Below are 17,020 nucleotides of genomic sequence, written 5' to 3'. Positions count from 1 at the left end.
CGGCACCGGCGGGGAGTCGCCAAAGCGGGCATCGGTCCGTCAGATGTCATTTTTCTCATGTACTCATCCTTCGACGCTGGGCCGGGCAGTGTGCGAAAGGTGCCTTCATGGCTGCTCCGCTCGGTACTCACCGCGCCCGGCTGCGCGCCCGGCTGACCGGGGAATCCCACGCCCAGGCCCGCCTGGATCTGACCGGTCCCGACGGTGTCCCGGACGCCGATCACCGGGCGCAGATCGAGCTCGAGGCCGCGATCCTGTCCGAACTGCACGATGCCTACGGCCGTGAGCATCACCCGCTGGATGACGACGTGTACGGCATGATCCGGGTGCGGCCGGTACGCGGCGCCTTGACGCTTCATCTGGCCGACGGCCGGTGGGAGAACGTGCTCGATCTGCTCCTGCCCGAACCGGACCCCGACCTCGACGTCGAGGGGCTGTCGATCGCCGGAGTCCTGGGCCTGCGTTGCCGCACCTCGTCCAAGGGCCGCATCGTGCTGCACCGGCCGGGCTCCTCGGCGCACGTCACGCTGCAGCTGCCGGCCGGCGATGCTGCCGCGGCCGCGGAGTGGATCGCCCGGCTGGCCCGGGACGGTGACCCGATGCGGTCCGCGCCGGATTGGACGGCCGCCGAGCGCGCACAGTTGCCCGTGTACGAGGCGTGGTTGGGGGACACGGTGGCGCGCAGCCGGGTGCTGCGGCGTCTGGTCGCCTTCCGCCATCTGCCGTCGGTCTCCCTGATCGACGACACCGGCCAGGTCCCCTCCCTCGACGACTTCCGGCAGCTGCTCGGTGTGCCCGCCGCTGCCGAGCGGTCGGCCCGAGGGGCGCACACCGCGGTGGTGCGGACCCTGGCGGCACCGGCGGGCCGTCCCCTGGTGCTGGCCGTGGTCAGCGGTCACGCCCAGCAGGGACAGGGGATGGGAGGGCAGGGGCGTTCGAGCGTGGCCGCCGGCCTGGCGCGGGCGCTCGCTGCCGGGGGCCGTCGCGTCCTGCTGGCCGACGCCGACCCGCACGGACGGCTGGAAGCGATGCTCGACGGCAGCCCGCCGGAGGGGGTCGACGTCGCGAAGGCCGTCGCCGACCAACGGGTGAGCGGACAACTCCTGCGGCAGCTGACCTCTACTGGGCAGCACGACATCGTCATCCTCGACTCCGGCCCCGCCGAACAGCGGATCATCGCCGAGTCCGCCGACCATTGGATCGGCGTCGCGGGCCTGTGGCAGCAGCCCGGCCAAGGACGGCTTCTGGACGACGAGGTCGTCGGCACGGACGGCCAGCAGTTGCCCGCAGGGTGGGACGGGCGATGGCTGGCGGCCATGCGCGCGAACGGCTGGGACGTGCGCTGGCGGATGGTCCCGCGCGATTTCGAGGGCATGTTCCGCCCGTTCCCGGCCGCGGCGTGCGGCGGGGTCGTCCTGCTCGGCGAGCGGACCGAGCCCGGCGCCCGGGCCGAGGACTACCTCGGCGGGCTGCGGACCGGGCTACCGGTACTGACTCCGGCCATCCCCTACGCCGAAGAGGACCGGGAGGACCGGACACGACGTGACGCGAGTTCAGCGTTCGAGCGGATCATCGAAGTGCTCTTCGGCTAGGACAGGTTGACGGGCCCCAGGCTGGGCGGCAACGGCGACGTGTCCGTACGCACCGCTCCCTGTCCGGGTCCCGCCGCTGTCAGGTACTGCGGGCCCGGCGGACGGCCCAGGTGCGCACGCGGGCGGCGTCACCTGGACGGACCCCGGCGGCAACGGGGTCGCTGTCGCGGAGTTCCCGATACAGCCGCTGAATGCGCTGGTCGATGGCGATGCTGATGTGGGCGTGCCGGCCGTCGCGGATGGCCGAGACGGTGTGCTCGTTGACGCACAGTCGGGCGGCGAGGTGTCGGGCGGGCCAGCCGCGCTCGGCGAGCACGGTGAGCTGGCGGGCGGCCGGTGCCGCCTCGACCCTGCCTCGGCCGGCCAGGGGGACGGGCGAGTCCGCGGGCGGCAGCGGGACGCCCCGGACCGCGTCGGAGGTCTCCCGGGAGACCTTCACCGGCCGCAAGCCGGGGGGCTTGAGCAGACGGCGGACCAGGGTGACGGAGATTCCGGAGGCTGCGGCGATGTCCTGCGCGGACAGGCCGCGGTCGCGCAGGGCGACGGCGTACCGAGCGGCCGGCCCGGCATCGACCCGTCCGCGGACATCGGCCTGTTCCGATTTGCGGTCGTGGTCAGGCTTGTGGGCTGTTTTCGAGCAGGGCGGCTGGGTGCCTGCGTCGTCGGTGCGGGATGCCTCGGCGTGGCCAACCTCTACGCGGGCCGGTCGGCCGCCGGCCCGCGGACGCTCCCGGTCCCAAGGGGCGATACGCGAGGCGGACGGCGCTGAGGACGGTCTCATGGCACTGGCGGCCGGCCGGGCCGGTTCGTGCCGGGCCCGTGTCAGCGGCGATGCTTCGGTGTGGTCGGTCACGGGAGCAGGCAGGTGACGGTGGCCGGCAAATGATCGCGCAGGTCGATGATGCGGACGTGGCCGGCGTGGGCGGCGGTGAACTCGCGGACGGGGATGCTCGGGGACCCGAAGACGGCTTGGAAGGTGCGCAGAGCTCCGGGCGAACGGTCCAAGGCCCAGGCCGCGCTGGAGATGCTGGAGCGAAGGAAGCGGGCGGGCTCGGGGCCGATGACGAACAGGTCCGCGCGGCGGCCGGAGCGGTCGGCGGCGAGCATCACCAGGTCCTTGAAGGTCTGGCGTTTGCGGGCGGCGTCGGCACCGCGCCACCGGGCCAGTTTGAACTCCGCCACCCGCTGGTCGGTCTCCACGTCGAAGGGTCGGCCCGGATCGTTCCCGGCCCCAGGGACGGCCGGTTGATGATCTTCTCGCCGGGCTCCAGGATGTGCGGGAGGACCAGGAGGATGCCGGAGGCGTGGATGAGGTCGTTGATCCTTCCCAGGCTCTCGCGGACGGTGAGTGCCGAGGCCAGAAGGTCCTCGTCCACGCCGGCTTCGGCGGTGGCTCGTGCGGCCGAGGATGCGTCGGCGCCCTCCAGGCGGTGTTCCAGCCCGGCGATCGCCTGGGTCAGGGGCTGGCGATGGAGGAACCGTGCGAGGGTGCCCACCGCCGTGCTCAGGTCGATGGGTGCGCCCGCGTCCTGGTTCTCGTCCGTTGCGTCCACGTCCTCATTGTGACCGCTGGCGGTGCGCGGGATCGGCGTGCTCCCGGTGCCGCCACGGAGCCGGGTGGGAGCTTGCACGTGCACGGCGGCGCCGGACGGCCGTTGTGGCATCGTCTGATCATGTGCGCGGAGAGCCTGCGCGGGCGTGGAGGGCAGGTCAGTGGTTGAAGCGCTGGTGATCCAGCCGGACGGGATCGTCCGCGATCTGACGTTGGCGGACGACCCTGGAAAGTGGCGGACGGGGGTGAGCGAGGCGGTGGGCGGCTTCCCGGAGGCCGCCCGGTATCACCGCGGTGCGCTGCTGTACGTCAACGGGGACGGGGCCGAGCAGCCGAACCTGGCCGCGTGGGCGCTGGCGTCCGCCTGGCGAGGACTGGATCTCCCGTACGCACTGCGTGGGTCCGTCGTGGTCACCGGCCCCGGGGAAGGCATCGCACTGCCACCGGAGTTGGCCGACCAGGTCCGAGCCGCCGCTGAGTCTGTCGCGCGGATCCGCGCGGAGTGGCAGTTCCGGCCTCCGGTGCTGGCGCCGGCCGGGATGCAGGAGTTGCTCGCCGAAGTGCGCTTCCACGTGCCCGCGGGAGTCTGAGCACCCCCGGTCTCGCCGGTCGGCGGACGGCGCAACGACGTCGGCCCCGGTGCGTGGAGCACCGGGGCCGACGATCAGTAGCGGGGACAGGATTTGAACCTGCGACCTCTGGGTTATGAGCCCAGCGAGCTACCGAGCTGCTCCACCCCGCGTCGGTTGCATGAGTGACTCTACGGCATTGCGGGCCTGCGGTTCCACGCAGTCCCTGGTGCCGATCACCTATCGAAGTAGGTTTCTTAAGTCCATGATTTAGACTATTGTTTTGGCTTGTTGGTTGGCGGGCAACTCCCTCAACTGACACGAACATTCCGATGTCTGAACCGACAAGGTAGGCCCGTCATGGCCGTCATGATGACCCGACGTGGCAAGCAGCGCGACTACTGCTGCCACAGCCACAACCCCAAGGAACTGGACCACGGCACCGAGCGCGCCCGCGAGAAGCGCGAGTGGATCCGCGACGAAGCCAGCGAGATCGCCGACCCCCACTCGGCCAACCGCATGGCCACCGGCACCGGCTGAAGGTTCACCTCGCACACCGGGCCGTCGCACCCGGGAGTCTCGCCACTCCCGCTTCCCATCCCACCACCTGGAGATCCGCCGTGCCCCGACGCCGTACGAACAAGACGCCCAAGGCCGCCCGCCCCTACGTCACCGGCCCGCCCCCGGGCGAGCCCACGAAGGTAACCCAGGCCCACCGCAACGCCCTGGCCCTGGCCGACCCGCACACGGGGTACCTCCCCCACTACGTCAACCACCTCGTGATCCGCGCCCTGTACGCCCTGGGCCTGGCGCGCCATGACGCCCTGCCCCGGGCGACCGAGGCCGGGCTGAGCATCGGGGCCCGGGAACGCAAGCGTTCGGCCGCCCGGTAGTCCCTTCGCGCCCAGCCGCTCGACCGTTCCAGGAGACCCCCCGTGCCCCATTCGCCCGCCACCGACCACGGCAGCCTCCAACTGCCCGGCGACGGTCAGCTGGCCGTCGCCGTCACCACCGACGCGCACACAGGCCTGGCCCGGTACGCAGTACGCGCGCCCCATCTGCTCGGAGTGATGGTGGTGGCGCCCTACACCGTCGCCGACGAGCTGATGCCCACCGGTGCCCGGCTGCACTTCGGCGACGGAGCGCCGCCGGTCCGCCCGTACACCCCGCGCCCGCACGAGCCAGTCGTCCACGGCGTACGGGTACACGGCACGGCCACCTGCGCAGACCTCGGCCGGCTCCCCGACCCGGATGCCGTCCTGTTCGAGGGAGTCGTGCTGGGCGAGAACTACCGCACCCGCCGCGTGGCCGACCGTGCCCGCGAGCGACTCGAAGCCGCCGTCCTGGCGGTCCTTCAGCACTGGCACTCCCTGCCGAACCGGCACGCCCTGGTCCTGGTTGCCGCCCGGCGCTCGGCACCGGCCGCCGCCCGCCGAGCCCAGGCCACGCTGATGACCACCGAAGCAGCACTCGCCGCGACGAACAGGTCGATCCAGGAGCACGAAGCACGCCGCACCCGATGCGCGGAGTTGGCCTCCACTCCCCCGACGCCGACCGCGCCGGCCGCTGCCGCCACGCGCCTGGCCCTCGCCGATCACCACGGCCAGAGCGCGGGCTCCATGGTCGTACGCGAAAGCGCCGTCAACCAGCCCGCCGGAACGGTCACCTACTCCGTGGCTGGCGCCCGCCTGGCCGGAAGCGTCGCCATCGGCCCCCACCCGCACAGCGCCGAACCGGTGCCCGACGGCATCAGCGTGCGGTACGGCACCAGCTCCCCCGGCAACCACCACGACCACGAGTTGGTGGTGAACGGAGTAAGTCTGCGAGGGGCCTGGGACCACCCCACCAGCCAGGACCTCACCCCCTTCGTGCCGCGCTTCCTACCCGCCCCCTCGCGCGCCGACCCTCACGCCACGGCACCCGTTCCCGACGCCACCAAGCAATGGCTCTGGGCCGTGCTGCGCGCCCTGGCCACCCACTACAACCACCGGCCGGACATCTCGGCGCTGCGCCTGGCCGCCGCCCATGCCCGCGCACCGCGCCGCGGACGGTCCGAGCGGGAGGTCCTCGGCGAGCTCCGCGCCCGGCAGGGCGAACTCACCAAGGCCCTGGTCGGGCTACGCCAGCGGCTCGCCGACTCCACTGCCCTTCTGCCCTGACCGGGCGTACGCGGCAGGCAGCTGTTCGGCGTCCCTCATCTGCGCCAGTGGGGCCACCGTCGCGGCGCTCGAGGTGGCGGCTCCTCCCGCTGAGCCGGTCCCTCAGGCCGGGGCTCGATCGCCATGTGCTCGCACAAGTTGGCCTTGGCGGTGAAGGCGGCCCCTGTCGACTTGCTCAGCGCGCGGAAGAACGGGCGGCCAAACTCGGCGGACTGCACCGTGGTGGTCCAGGTGTACGCCTCGCAGCCCCGCATGGCACGCAGCATCAGGCGGGTGCCGTAACCCGCACCGCGACGCTTGGGGTTGACCCTGATCTGTACGACCAGGCCAAGGCGACACTGCGCGCACGTCTGCCAGGTCACGCGGGCGAAGTCGGACCCGTCCGCGGCGCAGGCCATGAACTGCTGGAATCCCGCTGGGGTCGTCGGCGGGCGGTACTTCCAGAAGTCCCCGGCGCCAGCCTCCCCGGCCGGGGCACGTCCGAGGCATCCGGCAGCCAGCCGGGACCACAGCGTCACCCGCGTACCCATGCAAACCCCTCTCACAGATTCGCTTCCGATCCGGCCGTGCGGTGAATGTACGCGGGGCCGGACGCGACCCCGCAGCCAGGGTTGGCTGAGCCGTACACCGGTCACCGGCGGACAAAGGACAGATCCCTCGCCCGCGCCCGCGACCGTCATGCGCATGGTGAACGAGCATGACGAGCAGACTTCCGGCATCGAGCCATTGGGGAGTTCGCTGCTATGCCGCTAACCGCACGCCATCCCGCCCGCGGACTGCTCGACGCCACCCAGGACGACCTCGGGTGCGGCTGGGCCTGGGACCAGGTCCACAACGTCACCCCACGCGCGGACCTGTCCTGCACGTACTGCCAGCACCGGATGCACGCCAAGCGGTCCGTCGCCGGCCTGCGGTACTTCGCCCACGACCCGGGCGGCCCCCAGTGTTCGCTGGGCCTGGAGACCATGGAGCACCGCCTCCTCAAGCTTCAGCTCGCCACCGCGATCCGCGGTGCGGGCCACCAGGCGGACCTCGAAGTCCGCGGCCCCGAAGGACGGTGGCGCGCCGATGTCCTGGCCACCACCGGATCTGGCCGGCGGATGGCATGGGAAGCACAGATGTCCTCCATCACCGCCGACGACGCGCGCCGACGGACCGCCACCCTCGCCGCTGATTGCGTCGTCGTGTGCTGGGTCTTCGTGGAAGGCCACCGTCCGTGGATGCCGTACGTCCCCGCGATACGCGTGCGGCCCCCGGCCGACCGCGCCGATCCCTGGCGCGTGATCACTGGCCTGTTCCGCTGGACCGGCCTGCACTGGGAGCCCGTCCAGGTCCTCCTCGACGACTTCGTCGCCTGGACTCTGAACGAGCAAGTCGTGCCCCGGCGGTTCAGTCCACCCCGCGACTACTGGGTCGGTGGCTGGACGGCACCGCAGTACCTCGCCCAGGCCGCCAGGCGCCGCCTGTGACGGGAGCGGGGCCACCGACACGATCGTGCACGGCCCGGACAACTACTCAGCTCACGGGCCGCCGGCCGCCCACTCCCCCGGTTCGAGCCTGCTACCTCGCCGACTCCACCGGTCGCAGCCCTACACCTCGTCCGTCCGGCTGCGCCGGCCAATTCAGATCGAGCTGATCAGCCCCTTCGCGGATCACGATCGGGCCGTACTTCTTCTCCAGCTTGTTGTACTGGGTGCGGCCCGACCCCTCCTGCTGGTAGCCGGCCCACCGGGCCAGATTCGGCTTCGTGAGCTCCACACCGGCCTGGTGGTGAGCGAGGTAGATCCGCTCCGCGCGTTGGACCTTCGTCTCGTTCGGCGGGGCCACACCCAGGTCGACCTTGGGCTCCTCCATCTCCCCCTCGGCCGTCTCGTTGTCCTCCGCGTCGAACTCCTCGCCCCTGTCCTCAACAACCTCAAAAGTGGAAGCGCCGGAGGCGGCGGGCGCCAACGCCTCATCGGCACGCGGCTCCGCGTCCGGACCGAGAACCTGCTCCTGGACGGGTTGCGCACGAGGTTGCGGGAGCTCGAGCTCAGGCTCGCTCTCCGGGAACTCCTCACGCGCCGTCGGCGGCACCTGTGGCTCCGGTGCCGGTGCCGGTGCCGGCTGTATGGGCGGCTCGGGGGCCAAGGCAACGGTGGGGAGTACGGGTGCCGGGGCGATGGAGGGAATCTCTACCGAGGGGGGCGAGAGCTGCGCGGGCGGTTCCGCCGTCGTGCTCCTCGCAGCAGGTACGTCCTCACGCTGCTGCTCCGCTGCCACGGGGGCTCCGGCACCACGGTCGATCGCAATGCCGAGCCTGGCCTGACGCAGCGGCCGCATCTGCGGGCCGGTCGCCTTCTTCCGCCACCGGCGCCCGTACTCGGCCCTGAGGTCCTGGCGCAGCAACATCTTCTCCTGGTACCGCTCCAGGGCAAGCGAGTACGACCGGATCTCCCAGAGCTTCATGTCCCGCCATATAGAAAAGGTCGACGCTGGCGAGAGGATCCAGCGGGCCAACCGTATGGAGTCCATGTGCTGGTCGAACTCGATCGCGGTCGCCTTGGCGATCGCGTTGCGCATCGCCTCGGTCACCGAGATGAACAGCAACGGGATCGTGGCATGCATCGCCGAACCCAGCACGTCCGGCCAGGACGACGCCGCGTTGAACGTGATCGTCGCCGCTGTCAGCAGCCAGGCGATGTACCGCAACAACGGGTACTTCAGATTGACCGAGGTGAGCGCCAGATCGAGCGCGAGCAGGACGGCGATGCCCATGTCGACGGCGAGCGGGAAGGCTGGGGCGAAGGAGCCGAAACCTTTCTCCTCCGCAAGGGATCGGACCGCGGTGTACGAGCCGGTGAATCCGGCGGCTGCGATCGCGATCGACCCGAGTCCGATCGCTCCGAACAGTGCCTTGCGTCCCCTGGTCCACTGCACCTTCGTGCGCCCGGGGGCAGGGTCGTTCGGGGCATGCGGTTGGAGGACGGTGCTGCTCGACCCAGCGGTCATTGGTCGTTCTTCCCTCTCGTCGAGTCCGTGCGCAGGCGCGCATCGCCCATAGAGGTGCGATCAGCGCCTCGGGTGTGACACGGATCGACCTCCCCGTGCATTCGAGCCACCCCGGTGAATCAGAACGGTACGAGGGATGAAGTCTACGAACCACCCCCTTTTCCCCACGGTACCCTCCCCGACCTGCCGGTTTGTACTGAAGATCACGTTCTGCCCCACCCGCGTCAGCCCTCGTTGGCTTCGTTACGCTTCAGTAGATCAGTCTCCGGGCTGGCTGAAATATCTGTCCGCCCACCGCCTGGGAGCCTTCCGATGTCCGTGATCACCGTCGTCGTCGCGCTCCTCGCCGGGCTGGCAGCCGGCGCGGCAGCCCGGCCGCTGATCTTCGCCCGAGCAGTACCTCGCGGCGAACCGAACCGGCGAGCCTGCCCAGCGTGCGCCGCCGCTTACCCCTCCCCCGGGATGGGCGGCTGGCTGCGAGCGACGACAGGTCGCTGCCCGTCGTGCCACGAGAAGATCGGTCCGGCCGCCGGCCTCCCTGAAGGACTCACGGGCGCGGCCTTCGCTGCCCTCGCCGCCTCCGGAGCAACCGGATGGATCGGAGCCGCCCAGTACTGGCTACTCGCCTGCGGCGCCGCACTGACCATCATCGACCTCACGGTCCACCGACTCCCCGACGTGCTGACCCTGCCCGCCTCCGCCGGCACGCTTCTACTCCTCGGCGGAGCCGCGCTCGTTGGAGAGTCCGGTAGTTTCTGGAGGGCTCTCGAAGCCGCCGTACTCATCACGGCGCTCTACCTTGTCCTCGTCCTGGTCGGCATGGGGATGGGCGACGTCAAACTCGCGCCGGCAGTTGGCGCCATACTCGGCTGGTCGAGCTGGACTGCCGTCCTCCGCGGCGCCTTCGCGGGCTTTGCTCTTGCGGCGGTTGTCGGACTCGCTCTAATGCTGCTCGGAAGGGCTTCCCGGAGGAGCCATCTCGCGTTCGGGCCATTCATGATCGCTGGCGCACTTCTCATCTCCGCATTGGCCGTCGACTGAGTCTTCCCTCCTTCCCGCGAGACGAAGTCCTAGATCAACGAACTCGACCCAGCGGTGGGGAACATGCATTCGATTAAGTCCTCACACTCCCCCGCCGCTGGGTACCCCGGGTACCCAAACCGCGCTCCCCCGCCGCTGGGTACCCCGGGTACCCAAACCCGCCGACCGAGGCTGCGGGTACCCCGGGTACCCAAACCAGGAGACCCCCGCCGCTGGGTACCCCGGGTACCCAAACCGCGCTCCCCCGCCGCTGGGTACCCCGGGTACCCAAACCCGCCGACCGAGGCTGCGGGTACCCCGGGTACCCAAACCAGGAGACCCCCGCCGCTGGGTACCCGGGTACCCAAACCGCGCTCCCCCGCCGCTGGGTACCCCGGGTACCCAAACCGCGCTCCCCCGCCGCTGGGTACCCCGGGTACCCAAACCGCGCTCCCCCGCCGCTGGGTACCCCGGGTACCCAAACCCGCCGACCGAGGCCGCGGGTACCCCGGGTACCCAAACCCGCCGACCGAGGCCGCGGGTACCCCGGGTACCCAAACCCGCCGACCGAGGCCGCGGGTACCCCGGGTACCCAAACCCGCCGACCGAGGCTGCGGGTACCCCGGGTACCCAAACCAGGAGACCCCCGCCGCTGGGTACCCCGGGTACCCAAACCGCGCTCCCCCGCCGCTGGGTACCCCGGGTACCCAAACCGCGCTCCCCCGCCGCTGGGTACCCCGGGTACCCAAACCCGCCGACCGAGGCCGCGGGTACCCCGGGTACCCAAACCCGCCGACCGAGGCCGCGGGTACCCCGGGTACCCAAACCCGCCGACCGAGGCCGCGGGTACCCCGGGTACCCAAACCGCGCTCCCCCGCCGCTGGGTACCCCGGGTACCCAAGGGAGTCGGGTCAGAAAATCTCGCAAAAAAGAGGGGCGGCGCCACGCAATGCGTGCCGCCGCCCCTGCGAAGTTCGAATCAGACGCCGGTTGGGGCGATCTCGATTCCGAGCTCCGCCCTCAACTCCTCAGCTAGCTTCCAAAGCTCCAGCGCCTCCTTGCGTGCCTGCTCACTGTCGGTCTGCATCAGCGAGCGGATCGCACCGAATGCCTCCTCGACCGATCGCACGCGAGCCGAGGAAGAGGAGCCTGTCGCTGCACGGCGCTGACCACCACTGGAGTTTCCGTCCTGCTCGATGGGGTCGCCATAGCCGAGGAAGTAGGCCGCCTCCCTCAATGCCTTCTCTGTGATCTTGCCCTTCCGAAGTGCCTCATCCCAGGTCTCCCGAACGGCTTCATCGCCGTGCCGGTCTTGGACAGGCACGAGCGGACGCAAGTGCTTCTCTGCTAGTTCCATGCTGGTGACAAGCTCCAGTGCCCTCACCACCGGCATGGTGCGGATGAGCTTGTTCGCGTAGTTCTTCCCATAGTTGAAGCGCTGCTGAACCAAGGCATCGAAGTCCGGGAGTCCAAGAACCTCCCAGAGCTTCTCCTTCTTCATCGCAAGCAGGTTTTGCCCCTGAACGATGATCTTCTGCTGATGCGCTCGTTGCACATTCGCACGTGAGGCATACTCCGCGGCCACCACTCCGCGCGCATAGTGATCGAGTCTCTCCTTCGGGTCGGAACTCGTCGGTTCGCTGAAGGCCGGCATCGCAACGAAGCCGAGGTCGTCGCGATTCGCGGGCAGATGCACCAACCCGCCGTCTTCACCGCTCAGTTCGACCTCGTCGCCGCTCGTCTCAGGGAGCGCTGATTCAACTGAGACAGTCGGCGGCTCAGCTACTTCACCTTCATCACTCCTTGCGGCCGAGGTCACACTGACTTCCTCGACGGGCGGCTCCTGCTGCGTCTGACCGCCCCCGTCCGCCTCAGCGCTTTCTGCCGGATCAGCGTGCTGAGTGCTCGCGGCAGCTGCCTGCTCTTCCCGCTGACGCTCCTCCCACTCAGCACGGATCTCGGCACGAGTACGTACTGGAGGAACTGCTCCTCCTTCGCTGCTCTCTTCTGAGTTGCCCTTCGGCAATGTCGCTGGACGGTACTTACTCATGCGGAGAGTTCCTTAGCAAGTTTGCGCATCGTTTCAGACTGGATGCAGTCGGGTGCGTACTGGAACAGAGGAATCTCGTAGTCGGAAGACTCCCGACCTTCGATGGAGTCCTTCAGTTCCGCCAGCACGCTCGGGGAGGTCAGCGAGTTCCACTCGTCGTAGAACCCGCGCGTGACGGTTCCCTTGCGTGAGTCGTACGCGTTCACGATGAACCCGAGCTGATCGACCTTGATTTGCATATTGCCGCACGTGGTGGCGATCTGACGGTTCAGCAAGTTGTAGGCGCGGAAGGAGGACTTGTCCGACCACACGGGGATCAGAATCCCCGAATGCTCGACCAGTTCGCCGGGACGACGCTGCACGTAGTCGATCGCCAGGTCCATACCCAGACCGAGGTTGGGGGGACCGTCAAGCACGATGACGTCGTAGTCGGCCTCGATGGGCTCCAATGCTCGACGAAGACAGGTATCACGACCCGCGCGCATCGTCGCCAGTTCCGCGTCCATGAGGAACGCATCCTCGTGGGCAGGCAGTATGTGCAACCTGCCATCGAACATCATGGTCGCAGGGCGCTCATCGCCAGGGAGTCGAACTTCCTCCAAGGCGATGATCGAGCGCCGGAGGTGCTGCTTGGCTTTGCCCAACATGTGCGTGAGGAGACTGTCTCCGCCCGTTGGAAGATCTGCCACCTGGAGCCGCGCGGACAGGTGCCCCTGCGGGTCGTAGTCGACAAGGAGCACCCTCAAGCCAGCTTCGGCGAACGCCTGCGCCAGGCCGGCCGAGATGAAGGTCTTGCCCACGCCGCCCTTCTGATTGCCGACCAGGATCCGCTTGACGGGTTGAGCCACCAGGCGCTCGGCGGGGGAGGGGTGGTTGAGGAGCCAGTTAGTGATGGCCTGCGCGATTCCCTGGACCTTGGTGACGCTTCGGGCATCGCACTCCTCTTCGAAGCGAGCGATGCCCCCGACTGGGACATAGGAGGCCCAAGACTTCGCCCCCTTGACTTCCACGTGGGGAACATCCGTCTTCTCGTACCAGAGCGAGAGCGCGTGGATGACCGCGTCGGAGACGTTGAGTCCGCGCTCAGCGGCTCGGATCTTGAGGTCTCTGCGCATCTCTGGTGTCACGTTGGCGATGAGCTTCTCGGTGCTCGCATCGCTGAAGGGGGTCGTCATGACGACTAACTTATCAGTCGTTGACTTGTCGGTCAGGCTGATCCCGCGTGTCGCATAGTGTGTCGTCCGCGGCGCCGTTTCGATGGTGCGTCTGATCACCTCGGTGGTCACGGTGACCCCAAACCCGATGGTCGATTTGTCTGATTGTTCGTTCCATCGCGATGAGTAGGTCGCTCCAACCCCGGCGCAGGTCTGCAACCCAGAATGGTTTGATTCCTGCGACTTCAGCGGGCAAATCACAAATGGCTTGACCTATCGAAACGGCACATTCCGAGTCACGTCGCGACGTGCTTGTCACCTCCGATTTGGTCCTTTTACTGGCGCAGTTAATAGCCATCTTCGATGTCACCTCTACGCCACGCCCGTCGCCGACGATGGCACAGAGCAGCAGGTCAGAGGGTGTATCTTCACTGGCGCGTGGGTGGATAGGCCGCCTATGCAAGCCCCGCGGGAGAAATTCCAGAGGTGGCTTTCGCGCAATTCGAACTTCGTTATGGCAGGGCAGTCCGGCGATCCAATCGTCGCACTCTCGCCGACATGCACGAGGGGGAGAAAGCGCTCGGGAGCGATCGCGCACGATGGAGGAACGTTGCCAGCCTTGCTGGAGGGTCCGGCCGCTGAAGAACTCTGCGATGAGCTAGCAGGCGGTGGCCTCGCCCTCGGAGCCACGCCCGCCAGAGCTTTCGGACGGATTCGCGCGCCCTGGCGAATCGTGTGTTCCCCCACCGCACCTGACGCTGCATTGTCAGTCTTCGTGAAGGTTGCAGCCCTCGGAGCTCGGCCGGAGGGCTGCACTGCTGGTGTGAAAGTGCTGGCCACGTACCTCAGGCTCAGTCCGTCGACGGTGGAACGTGGTCTGCGGGCTCTGAGTGCAGCCGATCCTCATGACGGAGTCCGGGAGCTAACGAGCCGTCGTAGAACAATGCGAGGCGGCCGCGGGACCACTGCACAACGGCGAACACGGCCGTTGCCACGTGGTGAGCGGTTTGTGTGGATTCCTGTGCTTGCCGCGGAATTTCTGGACCCACGTCAGCTTCGGGCGTGGGCTGCTCTGGCGTACGCGGCTGCCCTGGGCCTGCCGGTGTCGGAGCGGGAGCTCGGCGAGCTTCTGGTCCACCACAGTGGGAAGCGCGCGGGGGAGCCGATCGGCGCGGCGGCGGCGAGCGCGGTCATCGACTCGCTGGAGGCGCTGGGCTGGCTGATCGTGAAGCGCCGTGCCGGCTGGCAGGGCCGGCATGAGTACATCGTGCTGGACCAGCCGACGCCGGTGGAGCAGTCGAACGCGGTTGAGGACGACGGCGTCGAAGAGCGGGGGAGTGGCTCGCCTGTTGGTGACGGGTCGGGTTCGCAGGCTGGTGACGGATCCCTCGCGACAGAGGAAGACACTAGGACTGAGGGACTGGAGAAGGGCGACGGTGGGGGGTTGTCACCCGCCGTAGGCGAGGTAGAGGTAGCTTCGCGCGAGGCGCCTGTGGATAACTCGGCTCCCTCGAACAACCGGCCGCCAGCGATCGACGGCGCCGATCTCGCGCTGCGCGCGGTTGAACAAGACCTGTCTCCCACCCCCGCTGCTGATCAGCCGGCCGCCCCGGGACCTCAGAAGCCCTACGCCGGACCGGAGTTGACGTACAGCACCCGGATGGCGTGGATGACCGAGCCGGTGCGCTGGCTGCTGGAGCGCACCACGGTCTACGTCCAGCGCAAGGTCGCCCGGGAGCTGGGAGCGCAGCTGACGCTGGGCATCGAGCCGGAGCGGCTGCGCCAGCGCCTGGAGCGCCGGTTCGCCCGGGAGACGGCGGCGGAGATCGGCAACCCGGGGGCTGGCTGCTGAAGGTCGGCGTCCCACGGTGGGGCTGTCACGACCCGAAGTGCGAGTCGGGGACCTTGTGGGCGTCGGGGGAGGCTTGCGAGGAGTGCCGGGCCGAGCGGGAGGAGCGGCGCCGGGCACGTGCCCGGGCGGCCGCTGTCGCCGCTGGGGCCTGCCCGGGGTGCGTGGAGCATGCCGGGTCGTGCCCGATGTGCGAGCTGGAGGCGGCTTCGGCCGGTCCCGTGGAGCCTGTCAGGCCCGCCCAGGTGTCTGCCCCGGTGGCCGCGGCCACCGGGGCCCAGGGCGTCGGGAGCGAGCGGTATCCGTCGCGGTGTCCGGGCTGCCGGTCGTGGGCCGAGGACCGCGGTGCCGATGGGCGGTGCCGCCCCTGCGGGTTGACGCACCAGGTGGGCGTTGCCGCCGCGGCGGCGATGGACGCGGCCGGGGCCTGGTTGAACGGGCGCGCCAAGGTCGCCGCCGCGATGGAGGCTGGCTCAGACGTCAGGGTCGAGGCTGAGCGGGCTCGGACCGAGGCGGCGGAGGCGGGTCTCGACGAGGACGGGATCTGCTGGGCGGTGCTGCTGGCCGTCCAGGCGCGCGCCGCGGTGTGGACCCGGACGTACGGGGCCGAGCGGTGAGCGCGGCCGCGAGGGGGCGTTCAGCGGGCACGGCGCGGCCGGGGCGCCGGTTGCGGGAGTGGGTCGAGCAGCTGCCGGGCCTGTCGGTGCGGACGCGCCGGCTGCTGCTGGACGGTGACGTCGAGGGCCGCTACCGGGGGCGGAACGCCGGCGACGGCGGCTACCGGCTGACGATGGCTCTGGCTGTCGCGGTGTCGCAGCCGGGCCGGGAGTGGACGCCGGCGCAGTGGTACGAGGCGCTGGTGCTGCGGCCGACGGCCGGCGGGGTGTGGGCGCGGGGTCTGCGGGCGCGCAAGGGCGACCGGTACGCCGAGGGCAAGCTGGGCGAGATGCTGGCCAAGGCCCGCCGCTTCGTGGGCTCCTCGGGCACGATCGTGTGCCGCACCGACGCCGTGGTGGGGGTCGTCGGGGTCCGCAATGCGGTGGAAGTCGCCGTGTGGCGGGGGAGCAGCGGGGGGATCGACGAGAAGAACCTGACAGCCAGGTTGCGGCTGGCGGAGCGCTCGGGCGGGCTCGACCATCAGGTGTCGGTGCGGCAGCTGGCCGAGTTGATGGGGTGCGCGAAATCGACGGCGGAGGCCAGCAACACCCGGTTGCGGACGGCGGGATGGCTGCTGCTCGTGAGGGCGGGGGTGGGGAAGAACAGCGGGACGCAGTGGGTTCTTCGCGTACCACCAGCGGTGGTTGAGGTTGATGGTGCAGCCCCGGGACAGTTGCCAGCTGCGGGAGAGACGGGGGCAGGAGGTGTCCCGGCTCTGCACACGCCCTCGCTCAGCACCCGCTCGCTGTCCACCGTGATGGCCCACGACGCGTTCCACCACTTCGGCCACGGCGTCTCGGGAGCACGGCTGATGGCCTGCCTGGACCCACTGGACGGAAGTGATGTGCCCGCTCTGGCGCTGGCCACGGGGCTGCACCGCACTACGGTCCGCCGGCGGTTGGACAAGTTGCTCACCGATGGCCTGGCGGAGGAGGCCGATGGGTTGTTCTACCTGCCCCGGCACTTGGCCGGCGTCGACGGAGAAGGGCTGCGGCCGGACGAGGAACAGCTGGTCCGCGTGGCGCAGGAACGCGGCACGCAGGGGTTGGGCGCGCGCCGCCGCCAGCGGCACGCCGACCAGCGTGCCGGGTATCAGCTCTGGCTGGAGCACCGGGCCCGCCGCAGCGCGGAGAACCGCAGGCCCGCCCGGCCGCCGCTGCGGCTGGTGCCCGAAGGCGTCGTCGACCCGGTCACCGGCGAACTCCTCGACGCGGCATGGCGCGGCTGGGATACCTCCGACCCGGCCAGACCCGTCTGGCGAGACCACCTCACCCGGCCGACCGTGGGAGCGTGCGCATGAGCGCCGACTCCGTGGGGGCCCGCGCCACGGTGATCGACGGCTTCAGCGGACCGGTCAACGCTCCAGGCACCAAGCCGCAGCGGCGGGCTCCCGGTTTCCGAGGTGGCCGTGCTCTCGGCGAAGAGGC

At 69.7% G+C, this 17,020-nt stretch carries 17 protein-coding genes and 1 tRNA gene; 10 read left to right on the top strand and 8 right to left on the bottom strand.

Annotated elements, in window-relative coordinates; translation table 11 throughout:
• The first annotated feature begins 107 nt into the window (after window positions 1-107).
• Window positions 108-1,592 carry a nucleotide-binding protein gene (locus LNW73_RS35540; RefSeq protein ID WP_250993319.1) on the top strand — a complete coding sequence of 495 codons (1,485 nt, stop codon included), beginning with the start codon at window positions 108-110 and terminating at the stop codon, window positions 1,590-1,592.
• 79 nt (window positions 1,593-1,671) lie between these two features.
• On the opposite strand, the gene LNW73_RS35535 is transcribed toward LNW73_RS35540, so the two are convergent.
• The 3 genes from LNW73_RS35535 to LNW73_RS35525 form a co-directional block, all read right to left on the bottom strand.
• The gene (locus tag LNW73_RS35535; protein ID WP_250993318.1) at window positions 1,672-2,373 is read right to left on the bottom strand and encodes a hypothetical protein; all 702 of its coding nucleotides are present in this window, start codon (window positions 2,371-2,373) and stop codon (window positions 1,672-1,674) included.
• Window positions 2,374-2,441: 68 nt separating this feature from the next.
• Window positions 2,442-2,699: a hypothetical protein gene (locus tag LNW73_RS35530; protein ID WP_250993317.1), complete on the bottom strand. Its 258-nt coding sequence runs from the start codon at window positions 2,697-2,699 to the stop codon at window positions 2,442-2,444.
• Window positions 2,699-3,145, bottom strand: a complete 447-nt coding sequence (locus LNW73_RS35525) for a hypothetical protein (RefSeq protein WP_250993316.1) — start codon at window positions 3,143-3,145, stop codon at window positions 2,699-2,701. Before LNW73_RS35525 ends, LNW73_RS35530 begins: the two co-directional genes overlap by 1 nt.
• Window positions 3,146-3,305: 160 nt before the next feature.
• Here LNW73_RS35525 and LNW73_RS35520 point away from each other — a divergent pair, with 160 nt between their 5' ends.
• A complete protein-coding gene (locus tag LNW73_RS35520) occupies window positions 3,306-3,734 on the top strand; it encodes a hypothetical protein (RefSeq protein ID WP_250993315.1) in 429 nt (142 codons plus the stop codon).
• Between the two features lie 78 nt (window positions 3,735-3,812).
• Here the strand turns inward: LNW73_RS35520 and LNW73_RS35515 are convergent.
• Window positions 3,813-3,886, bottom strand: a tRNA-Met gene (locus LNW73_RS35515).
• 187 nt (window positions 3,887-4,073) lie between these two features.
• Between LNW73_RS35515 and LNW73_RS35510 the strand changes: the two genes are divergently transcribed.
• The 3 genes from LNW73_RS35510 (at window position 4,074) to LNW73_RS35500 (ending at window position 5,872) form a co-directional block, all read left to right on the top strand.
• Window positions 4,074-4,253 (top strand): hypothetical protein, encoded by a 180-nt coding sequence (locus tag LNW73_RS35510; RefSeq protein ID WP_250993314.1) that lies wholly within the window; start codon window positions 4,074-4,076, stop codon window positions 4,251-4,253.
• 80 nt (window positions 4,254-4,333) lie between these two features.
• On the top strand, window positions 4,334-4,606 hold the full coding sequence (locus tag LNW73_RS35505; protein WP_250993313.1) for a hypothetical protein: 273 nt from the start codon (window positions 4,334-4,336) through the stop codon (window positions 4,604-4,606).
• 42 nt (window positions 4,607-4,648) lie between these two features.
• Window positions 4,649-5,872, top strand: coding sequence for a hypothetical protein (locus tag LNW73_RS35500; RefSeq protein WP_250993312.1), 1,224 nt, complete (start codon window positions 4,649-4,651; stop codon window positions 5,870-5,872).
• A gap of 35 nt (window positions 5,873-5,907) precedes the next feature.
• Here the strand turns inward: LNW73_RS35500 and LNW73_RS35495 are convergent, their stop codons facing one another.
• Window positions 5,908-6,402 (bottom strand): GNAT family N-acetyltransferase, encoded by a 495-nt coding sequence (locus tag LNW73_RS35495; protein WP_250993311.1) that lies wholly within the window; start codon window positions 6,400-6,402, stop codon window positions 5,908-5,910.
• Between the two features lie 213 nt (window positions 6,403-6,615).
• Here LNW73_RS35495 and LNW73_RS35490 point away from each other — a divergent pair, with 213 nt between their 5' ends.
• Window positions 6,616-7,341 carry a competence protein CoiA gene (locus LNW73_RS35490; RefSeq protein WP_250993310.1) on the top strand — a complete coding sequence of 242 codons (726 nt, stop codon included), beginning with the start codon at window positions 6,616-6,618 and terminating at the stop codon, window positions 7,339-7,341.
• A 91-nt stretch (window positions 7,342-7,432) separates the two neighbouring features.
• Here LNW73_RS35490 and LNW73_RS35485 read toward each other — a convergent pair whose 3' ends face one another.
• A complete protein-coding gene (locus LNW73_RS35485; protein ID WP_250993309.1) occupies window positions 7,433-8,863 on the bottom strand; it encodes a DUF2637 domain-containing protein in 1,431 nt (476 codons plus the stop codon).
• A gap of 312 nt (window positions 8,864-9,175) precedes the next feature.
• Between LNW73_RS35485 and LNW73_RS35480 the strand changes: the two genes are divergently transcribed.
• Window positions 9,176-9,904 carry a prepilin peptidase gene (locus LNW73_RS35480; protein WP_250993308.1) on the top strand — a complete coding sequence of 243 codons (729 nt, stop codon included), beginning with the start codon at window positions 9,176-9,178 and terminating at the stop codon, window positions 9,902-9,904.
• Window positions 9,905-10,862: 958 nt separating this feature from the next.
• On the opposite strand, the gene LNW73_RS35475 is transcribed toward LNW73_RS35480, so the two are convergent.
• Together LNW73_RS35475 and LNW73_RS35470 are read right to left on the bottom strand one after the other, a co-directional pair.
• Complete coding sequence (locus tag LNW73_RS35475; protein ID WP_250993307.1) at window positions 10,863-11,933, bottom strand: hypothetical protein; 1,071 nt, start codon at window positions 11,931-11,933, stop codon at window positions 10,863-10,865.
• Complete coding sequence (locus LNW73_RS35470) at window positions 11,930-13,219, bottom strand: ParA family protein (protein WP_250993306.1); 1,290 nt, start codon at window positions 13,217-13,219, stop codon at window positions 11,930-11,932. Before LNW73_RS35470 ends, LNW73_RS35475 begins: the two co-directional genes overlap by 4 nt.
• Before the next feature lie 889 nt (window positions 13,220-14,108).
• Between LNW73_RS35470 and LNW73_RS35465 the strand changes: the two genes are divergently transcribed.
• From LNW73_RS35465 to LNW73_RS35455, 3 genes are all read left to right on the top strand, one after another.
• Window positions 14,109-14,939: a hypothetical protein gene (locus LNW73_RS35465; protein WP_250993305.1), complete on the top strand. Its 831-nt coding sequence runs from the start codon at window positions 14,109-14,111 to the stop codon at window positions 14,937-14,939.
• 383 nt (window positions 14,940-15,322) lie between these two features.
• Window positions 15,323-15,553, top strand: a complete 231-nt coding sequence (locus tag LNW73_RS35460) for a hypothetical protein (RefSeq protein ID WP_250993304.1) — start codon at window positions 15,323-15,325, stop codon at window positions 15,551-15,553.
• A gap of 50 nt (window positions 15,554-15,603) precedes the next feature.
• The gene (locus LNW73_RS35455; RefSeq protein ID WP_250993303.1) at window positions 15,604-16,893 is read left to right on the top strand and encodes a hypothetical protein; all 1,290 of its coding nucleotides are present in this window, start codon (window positions 15,604-15,606) and stop codon (window positions 16,891-16,893) included.
• Window positions 16,894-17,020 lie beyond the last annotated feature (127 nt).

Origin of the sequence: Streptomyces sp. RKAG337 (assembly GCF_023701715.1) — a bacterium.
In the GTDB taxonomy this organism is placed as follows: Bacteria; Actinomycetota; Actinomycetes; order Streptomycetales; family Streptomycetaceae; genus Actinacidiphila.
The sequence above is the reverse complement of the archived record's forward strand: the minus strand, read 5'-3'. Positions and strand labels throughout refer to the sequence as shown.

What these genes read in the sequence shown, in the direction of transcription:
- LNW73_RS35535 (WP_250993318.1), bottom strand. Translation starts at nt 2,373, where the DNA reads ATGAGACCGTCCTCAGCGCCGTCCGCCTCGCGTATCGCCCCTTGGGAC.
- LNW73_RS35490 (WP_250993310.1), top strand. Translation starts at nt 6,616, where the DNA reads ATGCCGCTAACCGCACGCCATCCCGCCCGCGGACTGCTCGACGCCACC.
- LNW73_RS35510 (WP_250993314.1), top strand. Translation starts at nt 4,074, where the DNA reads ATGGCCGTCATGATGACCCGACGTGGCAAGCAGCGCGACTACTGCTGC.
- LNW73_RS35540 (WP_250993319.1), top strand. Translation starts at nt 108, where the DNA reads ATGGCTGCTCCGCTCGGTACTCACCGCGCCCGGCTGCGCGCCCGGCTG.
- LNW73_RS35495 (WP_250993311.1), bottom strand. Translation starts at nt 6,402, where the DNA reads ATGGGTACGCGGGTGACGCTGTGGTCCCGGCTGGCTGCCGGATGCCTC.
- LNW73_RS35475 (WP_250993307.1), bottom strand. Translation starts at nt 11,933, where the DNA reads ATGAGTAAGTACCGTCCAGCGACATTGCCGAAGGGCAACTCAGAAGAG.
- LNW73_RS35480 (WP_250993308.1), top strand. Translation starts at nt 9,176, where the DNA reads ATGTCCGTGATCACCGTCGTCGTCGCGCTCCTCGCCGGGCTGGCAGCC.
- LNW73_RS35530 (WP_250993317.1), bottom strand. Translation starts at nt 2,699, where the DNA reads ATGCTCGCCGCCGACCGCTCCGGCCGCCGCGCGGACCTGTTCGTCATC.
- LNW73_RS35485 (WP_250993309.1), bottom strand. Translation starts at nt 8,863, where the DNA reads ATGACCGCTGGGTCGAGCAGCACCGTCCTCCAACCGCATGCCCCGAAC.